General features: G+C 67.0%; 17 protein-coding genes. 8 read left to right on the plus strand and 9 right to left on the minus strand.

Annotated elements, in window-relative coordinates; all coding sequences use genetic code 11:
- Positions 1–87 precede the first annotated feature (87 nt).
- The 4 genes from dnaJ to VGK20_14400 all read left to right on the plus strand — a co-directional run bounded on the left by dnaJ (position 88) and on the right by VGK20_14400 (position 4659).
- Positions 88–1215 carry a molecular chaperone DnaJ gene (dnaJ, locus tag VGK20_14385; GenBank protein HEY2775232.1) on the plus strand — a complete coding sequence of 376 codons (1128 nt, stop codon included), beginning with the start codon at positions 88–90 and terminating at the stop codon, positions 1213–1215.
- Positions 1216–1222: 7 nt separating this feature from the next.
- Positions 1223–2341, plus strand: coding sequence for a thiamine-phosphate kinase (gene thiL, locus VGK20_14390; protein HEY2775233.1), 1119 nt, complete (start codon positions 1223–1225; stop codon positions 2339–2341).
- The gene (gene larB, locus VGK20_14395) at positions 2338–3117 is read left to right on the plus strand and encodes a nickel pincer cofactor biosynthesis protein LarB (GenBank protein HEY2775234.1); all 780 of its coding nucleotides are present in this window, start codon (positions 2338–2340) and stop codon (positions 3115–3117) included. The genes thiL and larB overlap by 4 nt, the downstream gene beginning before the upstream one ends.
- Before the next feature lie 147 nt (positions 3118–3264).
- Positions 3265–4659 (plus strand): sialate O-acetylesterase, encoded by a 1395-nt coding sequence (locus VGK20_14400; protein HEY2775235.1) that lies wholly within the window; start codon positions 3265–3267, stop codon positions 4657–4659.
- Between the two features lie 43 nt (positions 4660–4702).
- Here the strand turns inward: VGK20_14400 and VGK20_14405 are convergent, their stop codons facing one another.
- The 5 genes from VGK20_14405 to VGK20_14425 all read right to left on the minus strand — a co-directional run bounded on the left by VGK20_14405 (position 4703) and on the right by VGK20_14425 (position 9392).
- Positions 4703–6106 carry a hypothetical protein gene (locus tag VGK20_14405; protein ID HEY2775236.1) on the minus strand — a complete coding sequence of 468 codons (1404 nt, stop codon included), beginning with the start codon at positions 6104–6106 and terminating at the stop codon, positions 4703–4705.
- A gap of 173 nt (positions 6107–6279) precedes the next feature.
- Positions 6280–6750 (minus strand): DUF3192 domain-containing protein, encoded by a 471-nt coding sequence (locus tag VGK20_14410; protein HEY2775237.1) that lies wholly within the window; start codon positions 6748–6750, stop codon positions 6280–6282.
- Positions 6747–7178: a hypothetical protein gene (locus VGK20_14415; GenBank protein ID HEY2775238.1), complete on the minus strand. Its 432-nt coding sequence runs from the start codon at positions 7176–7178 to the stop codon at positions 6747–6749. Before VGK20_14415 ends, VGK20_14410 begins: the two co-directional genes overlap by 4 nt.
- 129 nt (positions 7179–7307) lie before the next feature.
- Positions 7308–8663 carry a sodium:proton antiporter gene (locus VGK20_14420; GenBank protein ID HEY2775239.1) on the minus strand — a complete coding sequence of 452 codons (1356 nt, stop codon included), beginning with the start codon at positions 8661–8663 and terminating at the stop codon, positions 7308–7310.
- 45 nt (positions 8664–8708) lie between these two features.
- Complete coding sequence (locus VGK20_14425) at positions 8709–9392, minus strand: hypothetical protein (protein HEY2775240.1); 684 nt, start codon at positions 9390–9392, stop codon at positions 8709–8711.
- A 462-nt stretch (positions 9393–9854) separates the two neighbouring features.
- Here VGK20_14425 and VGK20_14430 point away from each other — a divergent pair, with 462 nt between their 5' ends.
- Positions 9855–11663: a trypsin-like serine protease gene (locus VGK20_14430; protein ID HEY2775241.1), complete on the plus strand. Its 1809-nt coding sequence runs from the start codon at positions 9855–9857 to the stop codon at positions 11661–11663.
- A 15-nt stretch (positions 11664–11678) separates the two neighbouring features.
- Here VGK20_14430 and VGK20_14435 read toward each other — a convergent pair whose 3' ends face one another.
- The 3 genes from VGK20_14435 to VGK20_14445 form a co-directional block, all read right to left on the minus strand.
- The gene (locus tag VGK20_14435) at positions 11679–13799 is read right to left on the minus strand and encodes a response regulator (protein ID HEY2775242.1); all 2121 of its coding nucleotides are present in this window, start codon (positions 13797–13799) and stop codon (positions 11679–11681) included.
- A 296-nt stretch (positions 13800–14095) separates the two neighbouring features.
- Positions 14096–15529, minus strand: coding sequence for an AAA family ATPase (locus VGK20_14440; protein ID HEY2775243.1), 1434 nt, complete (start codon positions 15527–15529; stop codon positions 14096–14098).
- Positions 15530–16140: 611 nt separating this feature from the next.
- Entirely contained in the window at positions 16141–16794 is a 654-nt protein-coding gene (locus VGK20_14445) for a response regulator (protein HEY2775244.1), read from the minus strand.
- 387 nt (positions 16795–17181) lie between these two features.
- Here VGK20_14445 and VGK20_14450 point away from each other — a divergent pair, with 387 nt between their 5' ends.
- Genes VGK20_14450 through VGK20_14460 form a run of 3 tightly spaced genes read left to right on the plus strand, consistent with a single transcriptional unit; the run spans position 17182 to position 21175 of the window.
- Complete coding sequence (locus VGK20_14450; protein ID HEY2775245.1) at positions 17182–19110, plus strand: tetratricopeptide repeat protein; 1929 nt, start codon at positions 17182–17184, stop codon at positions 19108–19110.
- Positions 19111–19124: 14 nt separating this feature from the next.
- On the plus strand, positions 19125–20858 hold the full coding sequence (locus VGK20_14455) for a hypothetical protein (protein HEY2775246.1): 1734 nt from the start codon (positions 19125–19127) through the stop codon (positions 20856–20858).
- A gap of 35 nt (positions 20859–20893) precedes the next feature.
- Positions 20894–21175, plus strand: coding sequence for a DUF427 domain-containing protein (locus VGK20_14460; protein HEY2775247.1), 282 nt, complete (start codon positions 20894–20896; stop codon positions 21173–21175).
- Between the two features lie 22 nt (positions 21176–21197).
- Here the strand turns inward: VGK20_14460 and VGK20_14465 are convergent, their stop codons facing one another.
- Positions 21198–22073 (minus strand): glycine betaine ABC transporter substrate-binding protein, encoded by an 876-nt coding sequence (locus VGK20_14465; GenBank protein HEY2775248.1) that lies wholly within the window; start codon positions 22071–22073, stop codon positions 21198–21200.
- Between the last annotated feature and the right edge of the window lie 108 nt (positions 22074–22181).

Genomic DNA, 22181 nt, shown 5'->3' on the forward strand with positions numbered 1-22181 from the left:
TGGGGGGGTCAGGCACCAGCGCGCATCGTCCGGGCGGCGGCGCACGCTTGATGCGCGCTGGTGCCTGACCCCATAGCGGGACAAGCAGTGTCGAAGGACTACTACGAGATTCTGGGCGTCGGCCGCAGCGCTTCGGCCGACGAAATCAAGAAGGCGTATCGCCAGGCCGCGCTGCGGCATCATCCCGACCGCAATCCCGAAGACAAGGACGGCGCCGAGCGCAAGTTCAAGGAAGCGAGCAAGGCCTACCAGGTCTTGTCCGACGGCGACAAGCGCGCGCAGTACGACCGTTACGGCGAAGCCGCGTTCGAAGGCCCCGGCGCAGGCGGCTTCGACTTTTCGTCGGCTTTTGCCAGCGGTGCTTTCGAAGACGTGCTCGGCGACCTGTTCGGCGATTTCTTCGGCGGCGGCGGCCGGCGCTCGCGCACGCGTGCGACGCGCGGCGACGACCTTCGCTACGATCTCGAGATCAGCTTCGAGGACGCCGCGCGCGGCTGCGAAAAGCACATCTCGGTTCCACGCACGATGTCGTGCGAGACGTGCTCGGGCAGCGGCGCCAAACCCGGCACCAGCGCCGATACCTGCTCGGCCTGCGGCGGCGCGGGCCAGGTGCGCTTCCAGCAGGGGCTTTTCCAGATCGCCAAGACCTGCGGCCAGTGCAACGGCGAGGGCAAGATCAACAAGAATCCCTGCCAGACGTGCCGCGGCGCCGGACGCACGCGCACGCTTCGGGAAATCAAGGTCAAGGTCCCGGCCGGAGTGGACCACGGCTCGCGCCTGAAGCTGCGCGGCGAAGGCGAAGCGGGGCTTCGAGGAGGGCCGACCGGCGATCTTTACGTCGTGCTGTCGGTGCGCGAACACGCGCTGTTCCATCGCGACGGCGCCAACGTCGTCTGCCAGCGTCCGGTATCGATGGTCGATGCGGCGCTCGGCGCCGAGCTCGACGTTCCCACTCTCGACGGAGTCGTCAAGCTCAAGATTCCGCCGGGCACCCAGCACGGCAAGGTCTTCCGACTGTCGGGAAAGGGAGTGCCGGATCTTCGCCGCGGAGGCAGCGCGCGCGGCGACCAGTTCGTCTCGGTGCAGATCGAGATTCCCACCAAGCTCGGCCGCAAGCAGAAAAAGCTGCTCGAGCAGCTCCGCGACGAGGACGCCGAACAGGGCGAGTCGCTGGTCGCGGCGTTCACCAGCAAGCTTCGCGACATCATGAGCTGAGGCTCGTTTGCCTTCGGCATCGCGACTGACCGCTGCCATCCCGCGCCGCAGCCGCCGCTCCCAACGTGGGGCCGGCGAATTCGACCTGATCGCGAGGATTCGAGCGGACGTGGCTCGTCTCGGAGCCGGTGCCGGAGTTGCCGTCGGCATCGGCGACGATTGCGCCGTCGTCGACGCTGCCACGCGCCGTGCCCGCACCTCGAAAGCGCGCGAGCGACTGCTCCTGACCACCGACACGATGGTCGAAGGCGTTCATTTCCAGCGCGCGTGGATGTCTCCCAGGCAAACGGGAGTGCGCGCATGGCGCGCAGCGGTATCCGACGTCGCGGCAATGGGCGGCCGTCCGCGCTGGGCGCTGCTTTGCCTCGAGCTTCCGCGCGGGGAAAACGAGATCGCGCAGCGCGACGTGACCGCGCTCGTGCGCGCCGTGGCGCTCGAAGCGCGGCGCTGCGGCGCGACGCTGGCCGGCGGCAACATCAGCGCCGGTGCGGCTTTGTCGATCACGCTGTCGATCGTCGGCGAGACGGACTCGCGCCCGGTCCTGCGCAGCACGGCCAGACCTGGAGACCTGGTGTTCGTCACCGGAAGCCTCGGCGGCGCTGCTGCAGGATCCAAAGCGCTTGCGCGTGCTTCCGCGGCGAGCGGCGCGGCGCTTGCCGGCGCGCGGCGGGAATCGGCGGCGTACCGCCTGCCGCCCGATCGCATCGAGTTCGCGTCGCGCGCGGCGGCGCTCGGTCTTTTGCACGCGATGATCGACGTCTCGGACGGGCTCGTGCAGGATCTCGGTCATCTCGCTAGGGAGTCGCGCGTGCGCCTGCGCATCGACGTCGCTGCCGTCCCGGTGCACGCGGCTGCGTTGCGCCTTGAAAAACGCAGCGGCAGCCGCGGTGCGGCTCTCGAGCTCGCGCTCGGCGGCGGCGAAGACTACGAGCTTGCGCTCACGGCGTCGCCGCGAGCATGGCCGGCGCTGGAGCGCCTCGCGGCGTCGCAGCGCGTTGCATTGATGCCGATCGGAGTCGTCGAGCGCGGTCGCGCGGCCGTCGTGAACGACGACGGCCGCGCGATCCTCGTCGCCGGCTTCGACCATTTGCGTCGCACCCGCCCGCGTACGACGAAGAAGAAATGAACGCGGCGCTGCTCGAGGCCATGCTTGCATCGGTTGCGGCCGGCGAGACCAGCGTTGCCGAAGCGGTCGAGCGCATCCGTCACCTGCCGTTCACCGACGTCGAAGGCGCGAGAGTCGATCATCACCGCGAGCTTCGCACAGGCCTGCCCGAAGTGATCTTCGGCGAAGGAAAAACTGCGCAGCAGATCGCGACGATCGCCCGCGAGATGGTCGATCGCAGCGGCGGCGTGCTGGTAACCAGGATCGATGCCGGCAAGGTTGCGGCGTTGCGCGATACGGTAGGCGATATCGAGCACTATCCGGATGCGCGCATCGCCATGCGCCGGCGCGACGGCTCGGCGGCGGCCGCCGATGCAGCCCACGTTGCCGCCCACGTCGCTGTAATATCGGCGGGAACCTCCGACCAGCCGGTTGCCGAAGAGGCTGCGCGCACTCTCGAGTTCCTCGGTGCAGGCGTGCGTCGTTACCGCGACCTCGGGATCTCCGGCTTGCACCGCCTGATGGCCGAGCGCCACGCGCTCAGTGCGGCATCGGCAGTGATTGTCGTCGCGGGCATGGAAGGCGCATTGCCGAGTGTCGTCGGTGGGCTCCTCGATGTGCCGATCATCGCGGTGCCGACCAGCATCGGCTACGGCGCGAGCTTCGGCGGCCTTGCCGCCTTGCTCGCAATGATGAACTCGTGCGCTCCCGGCGTGACGGTCGTCAACATCGACAACGGCTTCGGCGCCGCCGTCGCCGCGGCAGCGGTGCTGCGGGTCGCTGCGCGGACGCGCTGAACGTCGACGTCCGCGGCAGGCACGACTGATATACGGGCGTCCCGCCGCGCCGCGCCATCCGGTTTGCGCCCCCGGTGAGTCGATCCCGCGCTGCGGCCGCCATTTCGATTGATGTTCCCGGGACTTCGCCATGGTAGTCTTCGCGCGATGTACCGGCGCGTTTGTCTCGCGGCCGCCGTTGCCGCGATTCTCTGCGTCGTGGCCGCGCCTTGCTTCGCCGACGTCAGCCTCGCGCTGGATTCGGCAGCCGGTACCGCGCCAGCGCTGTTTTCCGACGGCGTGGTGCTGCAGCGCGACACGAACGTGCCGGTGTGGGGCACCGCGAGCCCCGGCGAGAACGTCAGCGTAACGGTCGCGGGCCAGACCAAAACCGTAGCCGCCGGTGGTGACGGCCGCTGGCGCGTCCTTCTCGACCCGATGACGGCAGGCGGTCCTTACGAGATGACCGTCAGCGGCAACAACACCATCAAGCTCGAGGACGTGCTCGTCGGCGACGTATGGATCTGCGCGGGCCAGTCGAACATGGTGATCCGGCGCCCCGACCAGAACGAGCTTGCGCCGTTCCCGTTCATCCACACGATGGGCCGCGGCGGCAATTGGAAAGAGCGTCCGTCCGCCATGGCGTTCGTGTTCGGCAGGGATCTGCAGGCCGAGCTCGGAGTGCCGATCGGGCTCATCAACCGTGCGGCCGGCGGCACGTCGATGCGCAGCTGGCTTCCACTGTCGGCAGAGAACGATCCCGATCCAACGGTGCAGGCGATCCTCGCGACGTGGGACGGGTGGGGAGACGAGTACCAGCACCAGGTGCAGCCTCTGGCGGGGTTTGCGATCCGCGGCATCGTCTACTGGCAAGGCGAGCAGGACTTGAAGCTCGCGCGCCAGGATCCGGGCAACATCGATCATTTCTATCATCTGCTGCCGGCGCTGGCGCGCGCGTGGCGCGCCGACTGGCAGATCGGGCAGATCCCGTTCGTCTTCGTGCAGCTTCCGACCGGTGGAGGTCTGCAGCTCGACCAGGTCGTGACGCCGCTCCCTCCGTCCCCGCCGTCGCCCGATATCGCGATGCGCATGCGACAGGCCACGTTCAATGGCCTTTCCGAGCCCGGCACTGCGCTGATGGTGTCGATCGACATTCCCGGCAGCGTGCACCCGCGCGACCACGACCTGTACGGATATCGGCTGGCAACCGCAGCGCTCGGCACCACATACGGCGAAAGCTTCGCGTACTCCGGACCGATCTACGCGTCGATGAGCATCGAGAGCGGCGGCCACGTGCGACTGAAGTTCAAGCCGAACACTGCCGACGCACTCCAGGCGGTCGGAGGACCGCTGCAGGGTTTCTCGATTTCTGCCGATGGACAGAACTTCGTGTGGGCGCAGGCGGAGATCCAGGCAAATGAAGTCGTCGTGTGGAACGACTCCATCCCGTCGCCGTCGGTCGTGCATTACGCGTGGGACAAGTACCCGACGTGGGCAAACCTGTTCAACGGCGCCGGGCTCGGTACGGCACCGTTCTCGACCACGGAGACGCCGGCGCCGTAGCGCGTCGCAGGCAGGTCATTTCCCGTTGGCGTGATTCGGCGGATTAATTCGTCGAGTAATTCGGATGAATCGCCGGTTTCGGCGGAAGCCGCTTCGCGCCATAAAGCACGTCGAGGCAGCCGTTGGCCTGGTTGCAGCAGCCTTGCGAGGTCTGGCATCCGGCGTCGGTTGCCAGCGGATCGTCGGATTCGACGAACTCGTAGAGGAAAACCTGCGCCACACCGCCGGGGTTGAGGCCGACCAGGTCGCAGGTCGAGCGGAACGCCATGGCGTCGCCGGTGTCGCGCAGCGTCGGAAAATCGTTGTCGCAGCCTTCGGTGTCGGTGACCTGAAAGATGTCGTGCTTGCTGGTGGTCAGGAAGATTTCCGAGTTGCCGTCGCTGTTGAACGGCGGCATCTGGCCTCCGCGGGTCGGCCGGTTCGGCTGGAACAGGTCCGCTCTCGACTCGAACGCGAGACGACTGCCGCCGTCGCTCACTGCCGGCCTTGCGCTGTCGGCATTTCCGAACGTGTACTGCCACAGCTCGTTCTTGAACAGGCGGAAACGGAAGACATCGGTTGCGCTGCCGCCGTTGCCGATCGGATCCATGTCCGACTGGTAAACGACAAAAGGGCCGCGCGCGAAGTTGCTCGCGCTCGAGATCGACGGGTTGAGGTTGCTTCCCGCGCCGGGCTTCGAGAGCTGTTCGAGCGTGCCGTCGGTGCGCGTGTAGTTGTAGATGTGGGAGCCCGAGGAACCGTTGCCGAGCTGGTCGAAGTCGGACTGGTACGCATTGGAGCGGCACTGGCGCGTGAACCAGTAGCCGCCGACGACCGGATGCGAGCTGGCGGTCCCGGCGGGACCGTTGCTGACCTGCGTCGTGACCCACTGGGTGCGGTCGGCCGCCGCATCGCCGAAGCTCAGGTTGAAGACCTCGTCGCTCGCATCCGCGTTGTGGAATCCGCGCCCGGGATTGTCGGGATCCGATCCGTTGTTGTCGTCGAGATCGCCGTTGGAGCGGAACGTCAGGCACTTGCCGCTGTCGCTCGCGTAGACTTCGGCATTGACGACGGGAGCAGTGGTGTCGGTGACCTGGACGAATTGTCCCGTCTCGCTGAACCAGAGGAAGACCTCGGGGTTGTGGTCGCCGTTGCCGACCGACGGGTCGAGATCGCCGGTGGAGACGAACGCGACGAAAAGATCGCGGCCGCTGTCGACGTCGTCGGTCTCGCGCGCAGCGTCGTAGCTCTCACCTGCGGCAGTGGTGGTGATGCGCGAGATCGCGCCGTTGCCGGCGTGGTAGATGTACACTTCGCGATGGCCGGGCGCGGTGCCGGGCCCCATCACGTCGCCGTCGGAAACGAAGACGATCGAATCCCCCTGCTGGGAGCGGATCTTCGGCGCCGAGATGTCCCCCGTCGTGTTGCGGGTGACCTGCATCAGCACCGGGATGCTCGAGTGCGCCATCGCTCGCGCCGGGCCAAAGACTGCCACTGCTGCAATCGCGAAAGAAAAAAGGAGCGCGGGTCGAAGATCCCCCGGGGACATCGCGACTCGACTCTACTCCGATCGCCGCCGCCGGCAACAGACGTTCGGCGGCGGCTCGCGATCGACGGCCGTCCGGCAACGCGGGGCTTGCGTCATTTCGGCTTCAGCGCGTTGTCGAGAGTATAGCGGTCGCGGTTTCGCTGCAGGAAATTCCAGCCCCACCCGACGACGGACCCGTCTTCGAAGACGACGGGCGTAAGGGCGTGCGCATCATCGACTCCCTGCCACACGTACCCCTGGGTGACGTAGTAGAGGATCACGACCTCGGTGCGTCCACCGACGCGATAGCTCTCGGTGCGCCACGGGTTGCGAAGCTGGATGCGCTTGTAGCCGACGATCTGGCCGGTGCCCATGAGGCTCTCGACCTGCTCCCTCGTCATTCCGAGCTTGATCGAGCCGACGTTCTGGTAGTTCGTATCGACGCCCTTTTGATAGACGTCCAGCGCCTGGCCGCTGCAGCCGGCCAGCGACGCGGCGAGCAGCGCGACGAGCGATGCAACGAACGGAGCGGAAGCCGGCCGCCGCCGCGACGATGCAGGCAGGTTTCGCGAAGAGCCCGTCATCGAATCTGCTTCTCGTTGAAATAACTGCACACGGCCCTGTCGCTGTCGGCAGGCGCCTCGGTGACGGGGGCCGACGTCGGCGCCGCGCCCTTGCGGTAGAGGCCGGCGCGCACCCGGTAACAGGTGCTGACGAAGTTCGGGTAGTTCTGGGCGGTGATCTTGACGAGGTCGGCGCCGATCCGGCACGCCTGAGCACGCACGCGCTCCATCGCCTCCTGCTGTGAGCAACGGGTCGAGAAGCCGGTATCGCCCAATCGCACTTCGCCGATGAGAAGAGCGTTGCCGGGAACGGCGTCGTTCATCTGATAGAGATCGGGGCAGCAGGTCGGGGCCAGGCCCGGGTACGCGTGATCGGTGCGCATGTAGACGGACGGGCCGCATCCCGCGGCTGCAGCCGCGAGCATCGCTGCGGCTATCGCGCGTCGCATTTTCCTGTTGCCTGGCTTCATGGCCGCCGACTCGCGGGCAGATTTATCGCCGTGGCCGCAGTCACGCCAGCGCGTGACCCGCTTCGCCAGTGCAATCTGCGCACAGGCGCCTAGCGCGTCGGCAACCTGCTAGCGAAAGAACAGCAACGTCACGACGACCAGCGCCGGCACCAGCACGGCGGTCGACCAGGCCAGATAGCCGACGAAGCCGGGCATGCGGACGCCGTTTTCTTCGGCAATTGCCTTGACCATGAGGTTGGGTCCGTTGCCGATGTACGTCATCGCTCCCATCATCACGGCGCCGCAGGAGATCGCCTCCAGCACGACGCTGCCGTCCGGACGGACCGCCAGGTAATCGGCAAGGTAGCGCGGGCTCTCGACGCCGACTCCGACCTGCCCGCAGGCCACTGCCGCAAACGCAAGATAAGTCGGCGCGTTGTCGAGGAAGCCCGACAGAAGCCCCGTCGACCAGAAATAGTCGCCCGCAGTGACAATGCCGAGCTGGCCGCCCTTGGCATTGAGGATGGCCAGCGGCGCGATCATCGCGATGAAAATGCCGGCGAACAGGATCGCGACCTCGGCGATCGGTGCGAACGTGAACCCGTTGCGCTCGCGGACCGATGCGTCGGTCGTGATCCACGATGCGCCTGCAATGGCCGCCATCAGTGATTCCTGGACGCCGAAGCTCCAGTTGCCGTCGGCGCTGCCGAGGCCGCTGCCCTTGGCGAGGATCACGGCGACGATCGCGGCGAGGAACACGAAGTTGTGGGCTCCTTCGATGGCTGGCGGCCCGGCGGCGTGCAGGCGCTGATGCGGCCGAGGCTCGCGCAGGCGGAAATCGACGGCGAGGAACGCCGCCAGCAGCATCGCGTTGATCGCGAGCCACTCGCGCCAGAACCGCAGGGTCCACGCGAACGGTACGCCCTTGAGGAAACCGAGGAACAGCGGCGGGTCGGCAAATGGGGTGAGCAATCCGCCGCAGTTGGAGACGATGAAGATGAAGAAGACGACCAGGTGCACGCGGTTGGCGCGGTCGCGATTGGCCTCGAGCATGGGACGGATCAGCAGCATCGACGCGCCGGTCGTGCCGATGAGGTTGGCCAGCACGGCTCCGACTGCCAGCAGGGCGGCGTTGGAGGCCGGCGACGCCGCTGCCGACCACGAAAGGCGAACGCCGCCCGAGACGACGTAAAGGGAGCCGAGCAGCGCCAGGAACGACGCGTAGTCGACTGCGGCGTGTTCGAGCTCGCCGAGGCCTTCGACTCCGAACGAAACGACCAGCCACACGGCGAACGGAATCGACAGCAGCGCCGCGACGACCGCGCGGTTGCGATTGTGGTGCCACCACTGTTCGGCAGCGATCGGAAGCACCGCGATCGCGAGAAGCAGAGAGGCGAACGGCCCGAGGCTCCACAGCGGAAGGCGCTCCCCGAGAGGAGATGCCGCGGCGCCGGCTGCCGCGGCCACAGGAACGAGGCCGACCACGCGCGCGCTGCTTACCGCTTCTACTACTACCGTACCTGGGTCTGTTCAGTGCGCCGGCTGGTCGGCCAGCTTCCATGCGAACGAGTACTGGTGAAGGGAGCCGGTCGTGAAGTCCTTGATCAGCACCTCGGTCGGCCGCGGCCTGGATCCGACCATGACCCAGTCCTTGTCGGTGCGGATGCGCACGAGGTTGTTGAAGGTGTCGCGGTAGTACTTGACCATGTGCGGCACGAGCTTGGCCTTGTCGAACGTGATCACGTACAGCGCGTAAGGCCTGCCGGTATCGCCATACAGCGATACCGTCTGCTCGAGCGTGTTCTCGTCCGAGGTCATCGCGCGCGAGTAGTCGGTTTTCCAGAACGGGAAGAAATCGATTCCGCGAAGATCGGTGCCGGCCAGGGGATCGTCGACGCCCACCTTGATGGACGACCCTCCGCTCCTGGTGACGCCCTTGCCGTCTTTCCATCCGAGCGGCGTTTCCGATTTCCAGCCGACGTCCGGCTTCTCGAAAGTGACGGTGCCGCCTCCGGCGGGATCGATCGTCACGTGGGCTTTGCTCGTGGCGCCGGCGGCGTCCTTGATCGTGATGTCGGCTTCGACCTTTTCGTTGACGGTCGACATCTTCTCGGCACGCTCGAGGAAAGCGGCCAGGTCCCCCGCATGGGCGGGCGCGGGAACGGCAGTCGCGAGAGCGAGGGCAGCGACCGCAGCCCGTCCGCAAAGGGCCATAGCCCGCCCAGATGCAGCGATAGCCCGTCCAGATGGAGCGATAGCCGGCCCAGATGGAGCGACAGCCCGTCCGGAGGAAACGGTGGCCCGCCGGAGGGAACCGGCGCCAGCGGGTCGAGAAAAAGGTGCGGCGGCCGGCGTCGAACGCGGCGGCCCCGGGGAGAACACTCGGGTGCTCGGCATGACCCAAGGCTGGGTTGCGGGCGGCCGATTTGTCAAGCGCCTCGCAGATTGGTGATTCGGCGTCGATTTTTGCGGTACCCATGCCGCGCCGCGCCAGCGAAGCCGCGATAATCCGCTGGAAATTCAACTTAGGGGGTTGAGTCCATGTGGGGTTTTCCGGCAGAAAGGCGTATTCGTGTTCGCTCGTGACGGGGGTGTCCGAAGCCGGGTGCGGCGGGTAGCTGCAATGGAGTCCCGCCGGCCGGTAGCCTGCCTTCTCGATCCAGGAGGATTTCGTTCATGATCCATGCGGGAAAAGCGCTCGCCGCCGCGGCATTCGTCCTCGTCCTGGCTGCCTGCGGTGAGGCCCTGGCCGACGGCGCGTCGGCAGCGGCGCCTGGCGGGGGCCCGGACATCGTCAACGGCATTCCCACGAACCTTCAGCCGACTACCGGCGCTTTGCTGTTCGTCGGCCCCGACTTGAAGAACGAGTTCCTCGACTGCTCGGGCGTGCTGATCGGCTGCCGCACGGTGCTGACTGCCGCGCACTGCGTCTGCAAGACCACCGACAACTACGCCGACTGCGTCAGCAAGGAGCTGCCGACGATCGACGACGCCGACCTGCGCTTCTTCTTCCAGCACAGCGGCTTCCAGCACGTCCGCGACATCTTCGTCAATCCTTCGTACGTGCGCGGCGTCAGCGGCGACCTGGCGATCCTTCGCCTGTCGGAAATCGTGACCGGCATCGAGCCGTCGCCGTATCACCAGGACTTCCCGCTCAACGTCACCGACGGCACCGACGGCGTGATCGCCGGCTTCGGCAGCAGCGGCGACGACCGTGTCGACGAGGCGATCAAGAGAGTCGGCGAGGTGACTACGGCCGCGTGTCCGGTCGGAAGCGGAGTGCTCGAGCCGGCCAACATCTGCTGGAACTTCACGGCACCGATCCTGAAGCCCGGCGACGAGTCCAACCTCTGCGTGAAGGACGACGGCGGCCCGCTGTTCATCGATTTCGGAGCAGGACCGGAAGTGGCCGGCATCCACGCGGGCGGCGGTGCCAGCTGCAACGTCGACTCGTTCTCGTACGACACGGCAGTCGGTCGCAACCGCGACTGGATCACCGAGGTCGGAGGACCGGACGTCAAGCGCGACCAGTGCAGCGACCTCGGCGAAGTGGGCGATCCGTGGGTCCTCGTGCAGGGCGGCGAAGGCACGCTGCCGAAGACCGACACCGAGATGCGTTTCGCGTTCGACGTACCGAAGGACGAAATCCTCATTCGCGCGACGGTCAACGGCGAGACCGAATCCGACGGCGACTACGACATGTTCGTCGGGCTGAACGAGAAGGTCCCCACCCGTTTCGACAACGATTGCCAGCAACGCGGTGTCGGCGAGTTCGGCTCCTGCAGCTTCACCACGGCGAACGTCACGCGCGTCAACGTGCTGATCCGCCACGTGCGGCCCCATGTCGGCAAAGGCAAGAGCCGCTTCCAGGTCACGGTCACTGCGTGGGAGCCTGCGCCGCCGGCCGGCAATCCGCCCGATGCTCCGGACGTGCTGCGCTACACGAAGCGGGCCACGGGCTTCCGGCTGCTCTCGTGGCTCGACGAGTCAGACGACGAGACCGGCTTCGAGCTGCAGCGCCGCCCCGGTACCGACACCACCGCGTCGTTCACGACGCGCGCGACGATCGGGGCCAACCACACGAGCATCCTCCAGGCGATTCCCGACGACGAGGTCTTCACGTACCGCGTCCGTGCGTTCAACGTCCACGGCCCGTCGGCCTGGTCGAACCTCTGCGTCGTCAACAAGCGCCTGCATCGCCCGACGAACCTGCACACGACGCTCATCACTGCGACTGCCGTCACGCTGCACTGGCACGACAACGCCGACGACGAGAGCCACTACGAGGTCCAGCGCCGGCTGTTCGGCACGACCAAGTGGAAGTCGGTGGCGACGCTTCCGCCCAACACCCAGGACTTCGTCGACCACGGCGTCGCGCCGGGGCAGACCTTCGAGTACCAGGTGCGCGCGAAAGGATTCGTCGATGAGTGCATCCCGCACTCGCGCTTCTCGGCGATTCTCGACGTGACGACGCCGGCGTCGTAAGGAAACGGCGCGGCGCTAGCCGGCGGCCGGCATGCCGCCGCCAGGCGCGGTCGACGGGGCGCGCGCCTGCTTCAGCACGTCCGCCACCGTCTCGCACAGCTGGTCGATCGTGTCGGGCTTGCGCACGAGGTGATGGACGCCGGCTCTCTCGGCTTCCTCGCGCAGCTCGGCGCTGATCGTGCCGGACATCAAGAGCACCGGCAGTCCCGGGCTGAGCATCGACATTTCGCGGGCGACGCGCAGGCCCGAGATCCGCGGCATGTTGTAGTCGGTGACGACCAGGTCGTAGCCGGTCGGGTCCGCGCGCACGGCCTCGATGGCGTCCTCCGGGCGCGAAAAGCCCGTGACGCGAAGGCCGAGCTCCGGGAACATCCGTTCGGCCAGGTGGACCAGGGCCTCCTCGTCGTCGAGGTACAGCACGTGGCCGAGTTGGTGCCCGTTGATTGCGGCCGCCGCTGCCGCCGTTCCTGGAGGAACCGGCGCCGCGTTTTGCGCCGCGGCATCGAGCGCGCCGGCATCGGGGAACAGAAGCTCGAACGTCGTGCCGGCGCCCGGCTGGCTGCGCACGGTCACCGATCCGTTCATCTGCGTGACCAGCCCGTGCACGACCGACAGCCCGAGACCCTGGTGCCTCTCCGACGAGCGCGTCGTGAAGAACGGCTCGAAGACCCGCCGCTGCGTGTCCTCGTCCATTCCGCAACCGTTGTCCTGCACGAAGATCCTCGCGCAGCCGCGGGCAACGGTCTCGGGCGCCGTGTCGACGACGATGCGGATCTGTCCCTGTCCGCCTACTGCCTCGCAGGCGTTGGACACGAGAGATCCGAGAATGTGCTCGAGGAAGACCGGGCCCGACAGCACGTTGGGAATCGTTTCGGCAAATCGCACGACCAGCTCGATGCCGGCGGGAACGTTCGCGCGAAGCGCGGGTAGCGCGCTCTCGACGAGGTTGCGAAGTGGAGCGGCCGACAGCGGTCGCGCATCGCCGCGGCTGAACGTCAGCAGTTGCCGCATCAGGCGTACTGCGCGATCGGCGGCTTTCGAGATCTCGTGCAGGCTCGCGCGCGCCGGCTCGGGCAGGCCGGGATCCATCAGTGCCAGCTCGGCGTTACCGGCGACGACGCTCAGGATGTTGCTGAAGTCGTGGGCAATGCCGGTGGCCAGGGTGCTGACGGCCTCGAGCTTCTGCGCCTGCGCGACTTTCGCCTCGAGCACGCGGCGTGTCTCTTCGGTGCTCCGGCGCTCGGTGATGTCCTCGGTGACGCCGACGATGCAGGGAACGGCGCGAGTTTCGTTGCCTTCCATCGGGAACGTGCGCGTGAGGACCCAGCGCTCGCTTCCGTCGGGCCGCCGGATACGGAATTCGGCCTGGCGCTCGCCGTTCTGCGTATGTTCGAACGCCAGGTGCGCGATGCGGTCGCGGTCGTCCGGATGGACGGCCTCGAGCCAGCTCGTGCCGTCGGCGTAGAGCGACTCGCGGCTGCGGCCCCAGATCGTCTCGTAAGCGGGGCTCACGTAGAGCACTTCCTCGATGCTCGACGAGCCGATCCAGAACGCCTGCGGCACGCTCTGGGCAAGCTCGTGGAACCGCGCTTCGCTGTCGCTCAGCCGCACCTCCAGGTGCTGGCGCGCTTCGTGGTGCATTTGCAGCGAGCGGTGGGACTGCTCGAGCTGGCGCATCTTGTCTTCGAGCTTGCGCAGCAAGGTGCGGTTGTAGTCGCGCAGCACCGACGAGTCGGCGTCCGCCGGCGGGCGCGCAGGCGATGCGACGGAATTCCTCAGGACGCGGTCCACCGTGTCGAGCAGCTCGTCGACGTCCCTCGACTTGGTCAGGAATGCATCCGCCCCGAGATCGAGCGCGAGGCTCTCGTCCTCCCCCTCGGTGTAGGCACCGGTAAAGACGATGAACGGGATCTGCTGCAGCGAAGGGTCTTCCTTCCACCGCGACAGCAGCGTGTAGCCGTCCATCACCGGCATCAGCAGGTCGGAGATCAGCAGGTCGGGGTGGAAAACATCCGCGACTTCGATGGCCTCCAGGCCCTGGTGCGCGCACTCGACCTCGAAGCCGTTGCTGACGAGCACCGCGCGAAGAGCCAGCAGGCTGTCGGCGTCGTCGTCGACGATGAGAACTCTCGCCATCATCACCCCGTCCCGTCCCGGCCGCGGCGGCCACTCCCCTGGCCCCGCGATGGTCCGGGACGCAGCGTAGACCGCTGCCGCGCGGGGCGCCAGTGGTCAATCGCAGGGGGCGCAGGGGGCGCAGCAGGCGCAGCGATCGCGCCAGACGCGACGGGCGCGCAGTGGTCGCCCGCCGGGATGCGCCGCCAGTGTCGGGCGCTGCGCTGCGTTGGGAAACGGCGCCGTCTCCTCCCCTCCCGCGGCGCCACGGGAGGGACGGCGCCAGACGTTCGCCCTTCCGGGCGAACCAGGCGCGATCACATGACCGCGAAGTAGTTGTCGACCGCGAAGGTCATCGCCTCCTCGGAGAACTCCAATGGTTTTTCGCGGTACCGGCAATAGCTGCGGATCTGCAGCATCAGGTCGCGAGGGTGGCAGCAGCGAAGCGGGCGACCCGCATCGTGCGCAGTCTTGCGGATGAGCACGTCGATGTCCGCTTTCGTGGGATACAGGCCGATGGCGGGAGCGACCAGCTGGCAGATGCGGTGGAACTGTTCGACCGTGGGGTCGGGCACTTCGATCTTGTACGGAAGACGCCGAAGAAACGCTTCGTCGACGAGCTCGCGCGGCGCAAGGTTCGTCGAGAACACGATGAGCTGGTCGAACGGAACCTGGATCTTTTTTCCGCTCGGGAGCTTCTGGAAATCGAAGCGCTTCTCGAGGGGGACGATCCAGCGGTTGAGAAGCTGCTGCACCGGCATCGTCTGGCGTCCGAAGTCGTCGATCAGCAGCACGCCGCAGTTGCTCTTCATCTGCAGCGGGGCCTCGCTGACCCCCGAAAGGGGATCGTGGCGCATGTCGAGTTGTTCCATCGTCAACTCGCCGCCGACGACGACGGCAGGGCGATGCACTTGCACCCAGCGCGCGTCCTCGAGCGGCTCGCCGAGCAACGACGCGTAGTCGGCCTCCTTGACCTCCTCATGCAGCACCGGATCGAAGACGCGCACGCACACGTCGTCGACGAGGATGGCGCGCGGGATCCAGATCGAGGTGCCGTAGCAGCGAACCACTCTCTCGGCGATGCTCGTCTTGCCGTTGCCGGGAGACCCGTACAGGAACATGCCGCGTCCGGCCGCGATGGCCGGTCCGAGGCGGTCGAGCATCTCGTTCGACAACGTCAGGTCGGCAAACGCATCCTCGAGCTCGGCAACCCCGACCTTCTGCAGCGTCAGGCTCTGGGCGGTCACCGACGCAATGTAGTCCTCCAGCGGAACGGGCGCCGTCTCGGCCCAGGTGCACGACTGCATGTAGCGCACCGCTTTCTCGCCGCCGGCATCGGTGAGCGCATACTGGTAGTCACCGACGGCCGCCGTCTTGCGGTAGGTGACGAGCATCTGCTCCTTGAGGCGGCCGAGGATCGGCTCGAGCATGCGAAACGGCAGACCGGTCGCATGGCCGACCTGGCGTCCCGACGCATCGCCGTGCACGTAAAGGAAACGGCAGACGAGCTTCTCGACGAAGTCCTCCGAAAGGCCCGCCTCCGCCAGCGTCGCCGGCTTCTTCGGCGTGAATTCCGGCTTGGAAGAAGTGCGCGCCAGGCGCGCGGCGGTCACCGCGTCGAGGACGCGCAGCCGGCTGTCGCCGCCATCGCCGTTGTCTTCGCCGGCTACAGCTTGCGCTGCCGCCACCGCTTCGAGGGATTCGAAGTCCGCCGGCGCGTGTTCTGGCCCGGACGCGTGCGCGAGTGCCATGGTCGAAATTCTCCTTGGGCGATGTTCGATGAAGCTGTGCGGCTGCCGCGACCTTCGCGGGACCGGCGCGATGGCGAACGACCCCGGTCAGCTCCTCAGCAGGGCCATGCGGCAACGAAGCCAGCCGGCGAATACCGGAAAACGGGCGGCCTGCGACGGAATGGGCGGAAGTGCCGGATGCGAGTCTTGCGGAGCCCGCTGCGCTTCGAGCGCACGGCGCGACGCCAGATCGCGGCTCAGGCGTCCCGGTGGAAGCGCCAGCACCGGCGCGGAATGCGACGAGTTTGAGGATGAGGACGGCATCGAAACGGCTCCCTCGAATCCGCTGCGCGCGATCCCCCGGGCAACGAATTCGACAACATTGTACGCAGCGGCAAATCGCGTTGTAGTGGGAGCATCCCGTGCGGGAGCGGGAAACAACCGCGGAATACCCGCGGAACCTCCCGGACACGGCCTCATTCATCCCGGGTCATGCCGGTGAAAACGCGGAGTGTCCGGCCGTGGACCCCGGGTTTTTGCCGACGTTGACACCTGCAAGTCCCGAGGAATCTCACCCGCAGTGTGCGGGTGAATTGCACAAAACCCGCCGCGATGCGGCGAGCTGCGCGCGTTCAGGAACGTCCCGATACCGCCGCGGGGTCGCAGAGGCCGCAGACGACGGCGATCTTGACGAGATCGGCCACCGATCCGGCAGCCAGCTTCGACATGACGTGGGCCCGGTGCTCCTCGACGGTTTTCTCCGACAGGCCGAGGTCCATCGCGATGACTTTGTTGGCCTTGCCGTCGACGATCGAGAGGAAAACCTGGCGCTCGCGCGGCGAAAGTCGCGCGACCAGCTCGCGTGCCTGCGCGGTGCGGGCATCGCGGTCGGCTTCGGCGCTGTGGCGGCGGATCGCCGCCTGCACGGTGTCGATGAGAGCCTGGCCGGAGAAGGGTTTCGTCAGGAAATCATGGGCGCCGAGCTTCATGGCTTCGACGGCCACGGGCACCTCGTTGACTCCCGAGATGAAGACGACCGGAGCGGTGATTCCGCGCTCGCGAAGCTCGCGCACCAGCTCGAGGCCGCTCATCCCGGCAAGGCGGATGTCCACGATCAGCGCTTCGACGACGGGGTAGCGGGGAAGTGCGGCGAGAAAGGCCGCGGGGCCGGCCCATGCCACGCATTCGAGCCCCACGGACGCCAGTACCCGGACCACGAGCGTACGGATTCCCTCGTCGTCGTCCACGAGGTGGACGGCACCGTGGCGGCTATTCTGTTCGCTCATGCCGGCCTCTCCCAACCGCTTCGGCGGGCCCGCCAGCTGCCCTCCATGTCCGGATCCAACTCCTCGGGCCCAACCCCTGACCCCGGAGCACCGCGTCGTTGGTATGGATCACTGCAACATTCCACTACCGCCACCCTACGACAAATCAGCAATCGGAAAATCGGGATGCGAGGCACAGCCAAAATGCATACAGAATGTAAGGAGCGTGCAAACTGCGGTCGCGAGATCTGCCGCTGTTGCCCAGCCGGGCGGCGTCGTTCAAAACAATCCCAGCGGGACGACACCCTCGATCGGCGCCGATGACCGGCGACCGTTGATGGGCGCGCCGCTGATCGGCGCCCACTGACCGGAAGGTCGGCGCAGGCGCGCGACAGAGGGAATGGGGAGATGAAGCTGGCGATCGCGAAAGGGCGCAGGTTCACGCAGGGCCTGGCGGCGCTGCTTCTTTGCGGTCTCGCCGTCGCCTACTGGGGGAGCTTCGGCGTCGGCTTCTATTTCGACGACGCCTACGGGATCAGCGGCAACCCGGCGATCCGCTCCGTTTCCAATATCCCGTCGTTCTTCTCCGATCCGTTCACACTGACGACGGTGCGCGAGAACGTCGACCTGCGCCCGGTGCTGGTGACGACGTATGCGCTCAACTACGCCGTCTCGGGCAACGATCCGTGGAGCTACCATGCGCTCAACCTGGTGCTGCACCTCATTGCTGCGCTCCTCGTCTTCGTGCTCGTGCGCGATTATCTGTGGTGGCCGGAGAACACGCGCGGTCCCGACGGTGCTGCGCGGCTTCCGGCCGCGGCCGCGGCGCTGTTCTTCGCGCTGGCGCCGATCAACAACCAGGCCCTGAACTACATGTGGGCGCGCTCGGCGCTGCTGTGCACGCTGCTGTACCTGGCGGCGATGCTCGCGATGATGAACGGGCGCGTGCTCGGTGCGGCGCTGCTGCACGCGCTGGCGCTGCTGACCAAGGCCATCGCGCTGACGCTGCCCGCAGCCTTTGTCGCGTACGATTTCCTGTACCGCGACCGCGAGCGTCATCCGGATTTCCGCAGCTGGCTTCGCGACTGGAAGGAGCTGGTGCCGCCAGTGGCACCGCTGCTGGCGGTCGACCTTCTCTATCTGGGTCTGCGGCGAGTGATGCTGCCGCCGTGGGCCGATTCGGCGATGCACGAGACGTGGGTGACGCCGTGGATCTGGTGCATCAGCCAGTGGCCGGCTTTCCTGCACTACGTGCGGATTTTCGTGTGGCCAGCCGGTTTGTCGGTCGACCACGACTTCCCGTACACGATGAACCTGGCCGAGCCTCAGGCACTCTGCTCGTTGTTCGCCATCGCCGTGTGGATCACTGCGGCACTGTGGTATTCGCGGCGCTTCCCGCAGGTCGCATTCGCAACCGTCTGGTTCTTCCTGACGCTGGCACCCGAGTCGTCGTTCTGGCCCCTGGCCGAAGTCGTCAACGACCATCGTCCCTACATCGCGACATCCCTCGGGCTGTCGCTGCTGCTGGCGTGGATCGTGGATGCGGGCGCGAGCCTGGCGGGCCGCGGCAATTACCGCATCGTCATGGTCGCGGCGACAGCAGTGCTGTGTCTCGGTGCGGTGATCGTCGGCAACCGGCGCACGGCCGACTGGCGCGATTCCGATACGCTGTGGGAAAGCACGGTGCGTTCGAGCCCCGGCAACGGACGCGCGTGGATGAATGCAGGAATCGGCTATTTCCGTCGCGGCGACTACGCGGGCGCGCACCGCTATTTCGACCGCGCACGCCAGCTCGCGCCGGCCTACCCGTATCTGTACATGAACGTCGTGGCGCTCGACCTGGCCGAGGGCCGCGTGGAGGACGCCGTGACCGCGGGGCAGCAGGCGGTGCGCTTCGGAGGCGCAATCGGGCTCAGCCACTATCACTACGGCAACGCGCTCGAGCGCCAGGGCAGGCTGTCGGATGCGGTTGCGGAGTTCCGCCGCGCGAGCGAGCTGGATCCGAACGACGAGAACTCGCGCACGGCGCTCGCACGCACGTCGGATGCGCTGGCGGCCGCCGATGCCACCAAGGCAGAGGCCGCGATGATGTCCGAAGGCATCCGGCTTCTCGACATCGACCACGATCCCGAACGTGCCGTCGAGCAGTTCCAGGCCCTGCTGCAGCGCCACCCCGGCCATTACGGTGCGACCTACCAGCTTGCGCGAGCGCTGGATGCAGCCGGGCGCGGCGGCGAGGCGCTCGAAATCTGGCAGAAGGCCCTCGAGATGGCGCGCCAGACCCACGACACCCAGGCCGAAGCGAGGATCGTCAAAAGACTGGGGACTCGATCCTGATATAGCAACGACCTATGCCGCCGACCCCGTTCTTCTCGGGCTGGACCCAAGCCGATGTCTTCTCCGTCGTCCTGGCGGGCGTGCTGGCCGTGACCGTCGTCCAGGCGCGCCGGCGCAGTTTTGCGCCGGCGCTGCTCGGCGCGATCCTCGTTTCGCTGATGGCAGTGGTCGCGCTCGCCTCCACGCAGTTCGACCTCGTCGGCTGGCACGGCTTCATGCATGGCTCGCCGATGCTGCGCATGCTCGACGGGGGACCGGTGCCGCCCGAAGATCCGCTGTTCGCCGGGCAGGCGCTGCGCTACCCGTGGATCGACCAGTGGCTGATGGCATCCATCGGGCGCGCCTGCGGGATTGCACCGCACGTCCTCGAAATTGCCTTCGAGACGATGCTGTTCGGTGCGTTCCTCGCGGCGATCGCCGCGCTGGCATCGACGGTGACGAGCGAAACCGGGACGGTTGCGCTGGCAGTCGTGCTCGGGGCTTTCGGCATCTCGATCTTTCACGAGGGCCTGCTGCGGGACGCGCTACTTCGCGCCTTTCCGTGGCTGTCGCTCGAGACCCGCGTGGTGCCGCTCGACAAATTCGCCAGCATCAGCGCGATGCCGGCGGGCTACGTCGCCGCCGTCGCTTCCGCTGTGGCCTCATGGAGGCTGGCCTGTGGCGATGAGGCGGTCGTGCGCCGGCTCGCCGTCGTCGCCGTGTGCACGCTGGTGGCGGCGTTTTTTCATCCGCTGAGCCTGATCGGCCTCGTCCTCTACCAGGGCGTCGTCGTGGCGTTGCTGCTGGCAGGCATCGCCCCGATCGCAAGAAACATCACGAGAGCGGTCGCGATCGTCGTCGCGGTGTCGCTGCCGTTTTTCGTCGCTCTTCCGTACCTGCACTCGGTCGCTGCTTCCAGCTCGAGCGACGGCTGGACAGGGATCACGCTGGCGCCGTGGCTGCTCGGAGCCAAGGCCTTCGACCTTGCGATTTTCCTGACTCCGCTCGCTGCGGTCGCCTACGTGAGCCGCCGCCGGCTGCGCGCAATGCTCGACGGCGGAAACCGCGCGCTCCTGATCCTTGCTGCGTCGATCGTCGTGATGGCTCTGGCCTATCTCGTCGTCCGCTTCCCGGGCCGCAACGAATACAAATTCCTGCTGTTCGCTTCGGCTCCCGGCGCGGTGCTGCTCGCGATCGGACTTCGCGAGCTTCTCGATCGCCACTTCGCCGTGGGATTCGCGTTGCTGTTCGCGCTGCTGCTGCCCGGCGCCCGCGTGCTCGGCTACAGGCCGTGGTTCCAGGTCGTCGATCCGTGCCGCGTCGACGGTCTCTACCTGCGCTCGCTCGATGCAGACGCCGATGCGCTGTTCCAGTTCATCGCGACCAGCACGCCCGCCGATTCGGTGTTCCTCGCGCCCGACCTGCGTATTCCGCCGCTGGCGCGGCGCAGCCTGTACGTCGCGATCGAAGCGCCGTGGAGCGGGCGCGACGGCTGGGGCCTTTTGAGATCCCAGCTCATGCAGTGGCATGTAAGGCGAAAGGACGAAGAGATGATCCGCCGCCAGCGGCTGGCAACCGCGGTAGTCACCGCGGACTGGACCACCGGCGCTCCCGATCGAGTGGTCGCGGCGATCAAGGCGGACGTGCCGGGACGACCGCTGTTCGCCCACGTGCGTGACACCGCCGCCGCGGCCCGCCTCGACGGGATGACGGGGTTCATGCTGGTATTCCGCAACGCCGCCGGATCTGTCTACGCTCTGGGACATTGACCGGCGCAGGCGCCCACTCGGGTAAGGAGATTCGGATGAAGGCCATCTGGAACGGTACCGTCGTCGCACAGTCGGACGATACCGTCGTCGTCGAAGGCAACCACTATTTTCCTCTGTCTGCCGTCAACATGTCGCTGCTCGAGCCGAGCACGACGACGACGGTGTGTCCGTGGAAAGGAACCGCCAACTACTACAACCTCAGCGTCGACGGCCGCAGGAACGAGGATGCAGTGTGGTACTACGCGGAGCCGAAGGAAGCGGCCAAACAGATCCGCGGTCGCATCGCGTTCTGGAAGGGAGTCGAAGTGACGCCCTGACCAGCCTGCTGGGGCGCCGGCGTCAGTGGCCGGCCTGGTAGAGCTCGCGCACGACGTCGGCCGGTGAGCGGCCTTTCCCGTCCACTTCCTCGTTCAGTCGCCGCATCAGCTCGACATCGAAGTGACCGCCGAGGCTCTCGAGCACAGGCTCGAGCGTGGGATGAGCGTCGAGCGCGGCACGCCGGACGACGGGACCCGCATCGTAGGGCAGGAACGCGTGCTTGTCGTCGTCGAGCACGCGAAGTCCGAAGCGACGGATCGCCGCATCGGTGGCGCTTCCGACGACGACGTCGGCCTGGCCGCCGGTGAGCGCCTGGTAAAGGAGGCCGAGGTCCATCGTGTGCACCTCGCCGAACGTGATCCCGTAGCTTTTGGTCAGCGCCGGATATCCGTCGGTGCGCTGCTCGAACTCGTAACCGAAGGCCGCGCGCCAGGTTTTTGCCGCAGCTGCCGCCTCCGAGATCGTATGCGGTGCGGCATCGCTGCGCACGACGAGAGCGAAGCTGTTGTCGAAGCCGAGGACCGGCGTCCACACGAGATCGCTTTCGGAGTACGCGGCGCGCACGCGGCGCAGCACGTCTTCGGGAGCCAGCGGCGCGGCGCCGGGCGCCGGAGCCTGCTTGAGGATCGCGCCGAGCGCGGTGCCCGTGTATTCGACGTAAACGTCGATCTGTCCGGAGCGCAGCGCACTGTCGCAGACGAAGGTGCCGCCGAGGTCGAGCTTTCGATCGACGCTCATGCCGGCGGCTTCGATCCTTTGTGCGACGATCTCGCCGAGGATGCGCTGCTCGGTGAAATTCTTGCTGCCGACGACGACGGGCGCATCGGCCTTGTGGCAGCCGGCGAACATCGCCAGCGCGACGGTCGCAACCAGCGGGGCAAGAGCGCACAGGCTCACCGCGGGATCCTCAGCTTGCGCTCGATCGCACCGAGGCCGGCGTCGGCGGCCAGCGCGAGCAGGGCCGCCGGTACGGCGCCCGCGAGAATGGTTTTGTCGTCGAGCATC

This window comes from Candidatus Binatia bacterium (genome assembly GCA_036493895.1).
In the GTDB taxonomy this organism is placed as follows: Bacteria; Desulfobacterota; Binatia; order UBA1149; family CAITLU01; genus DATNBU01.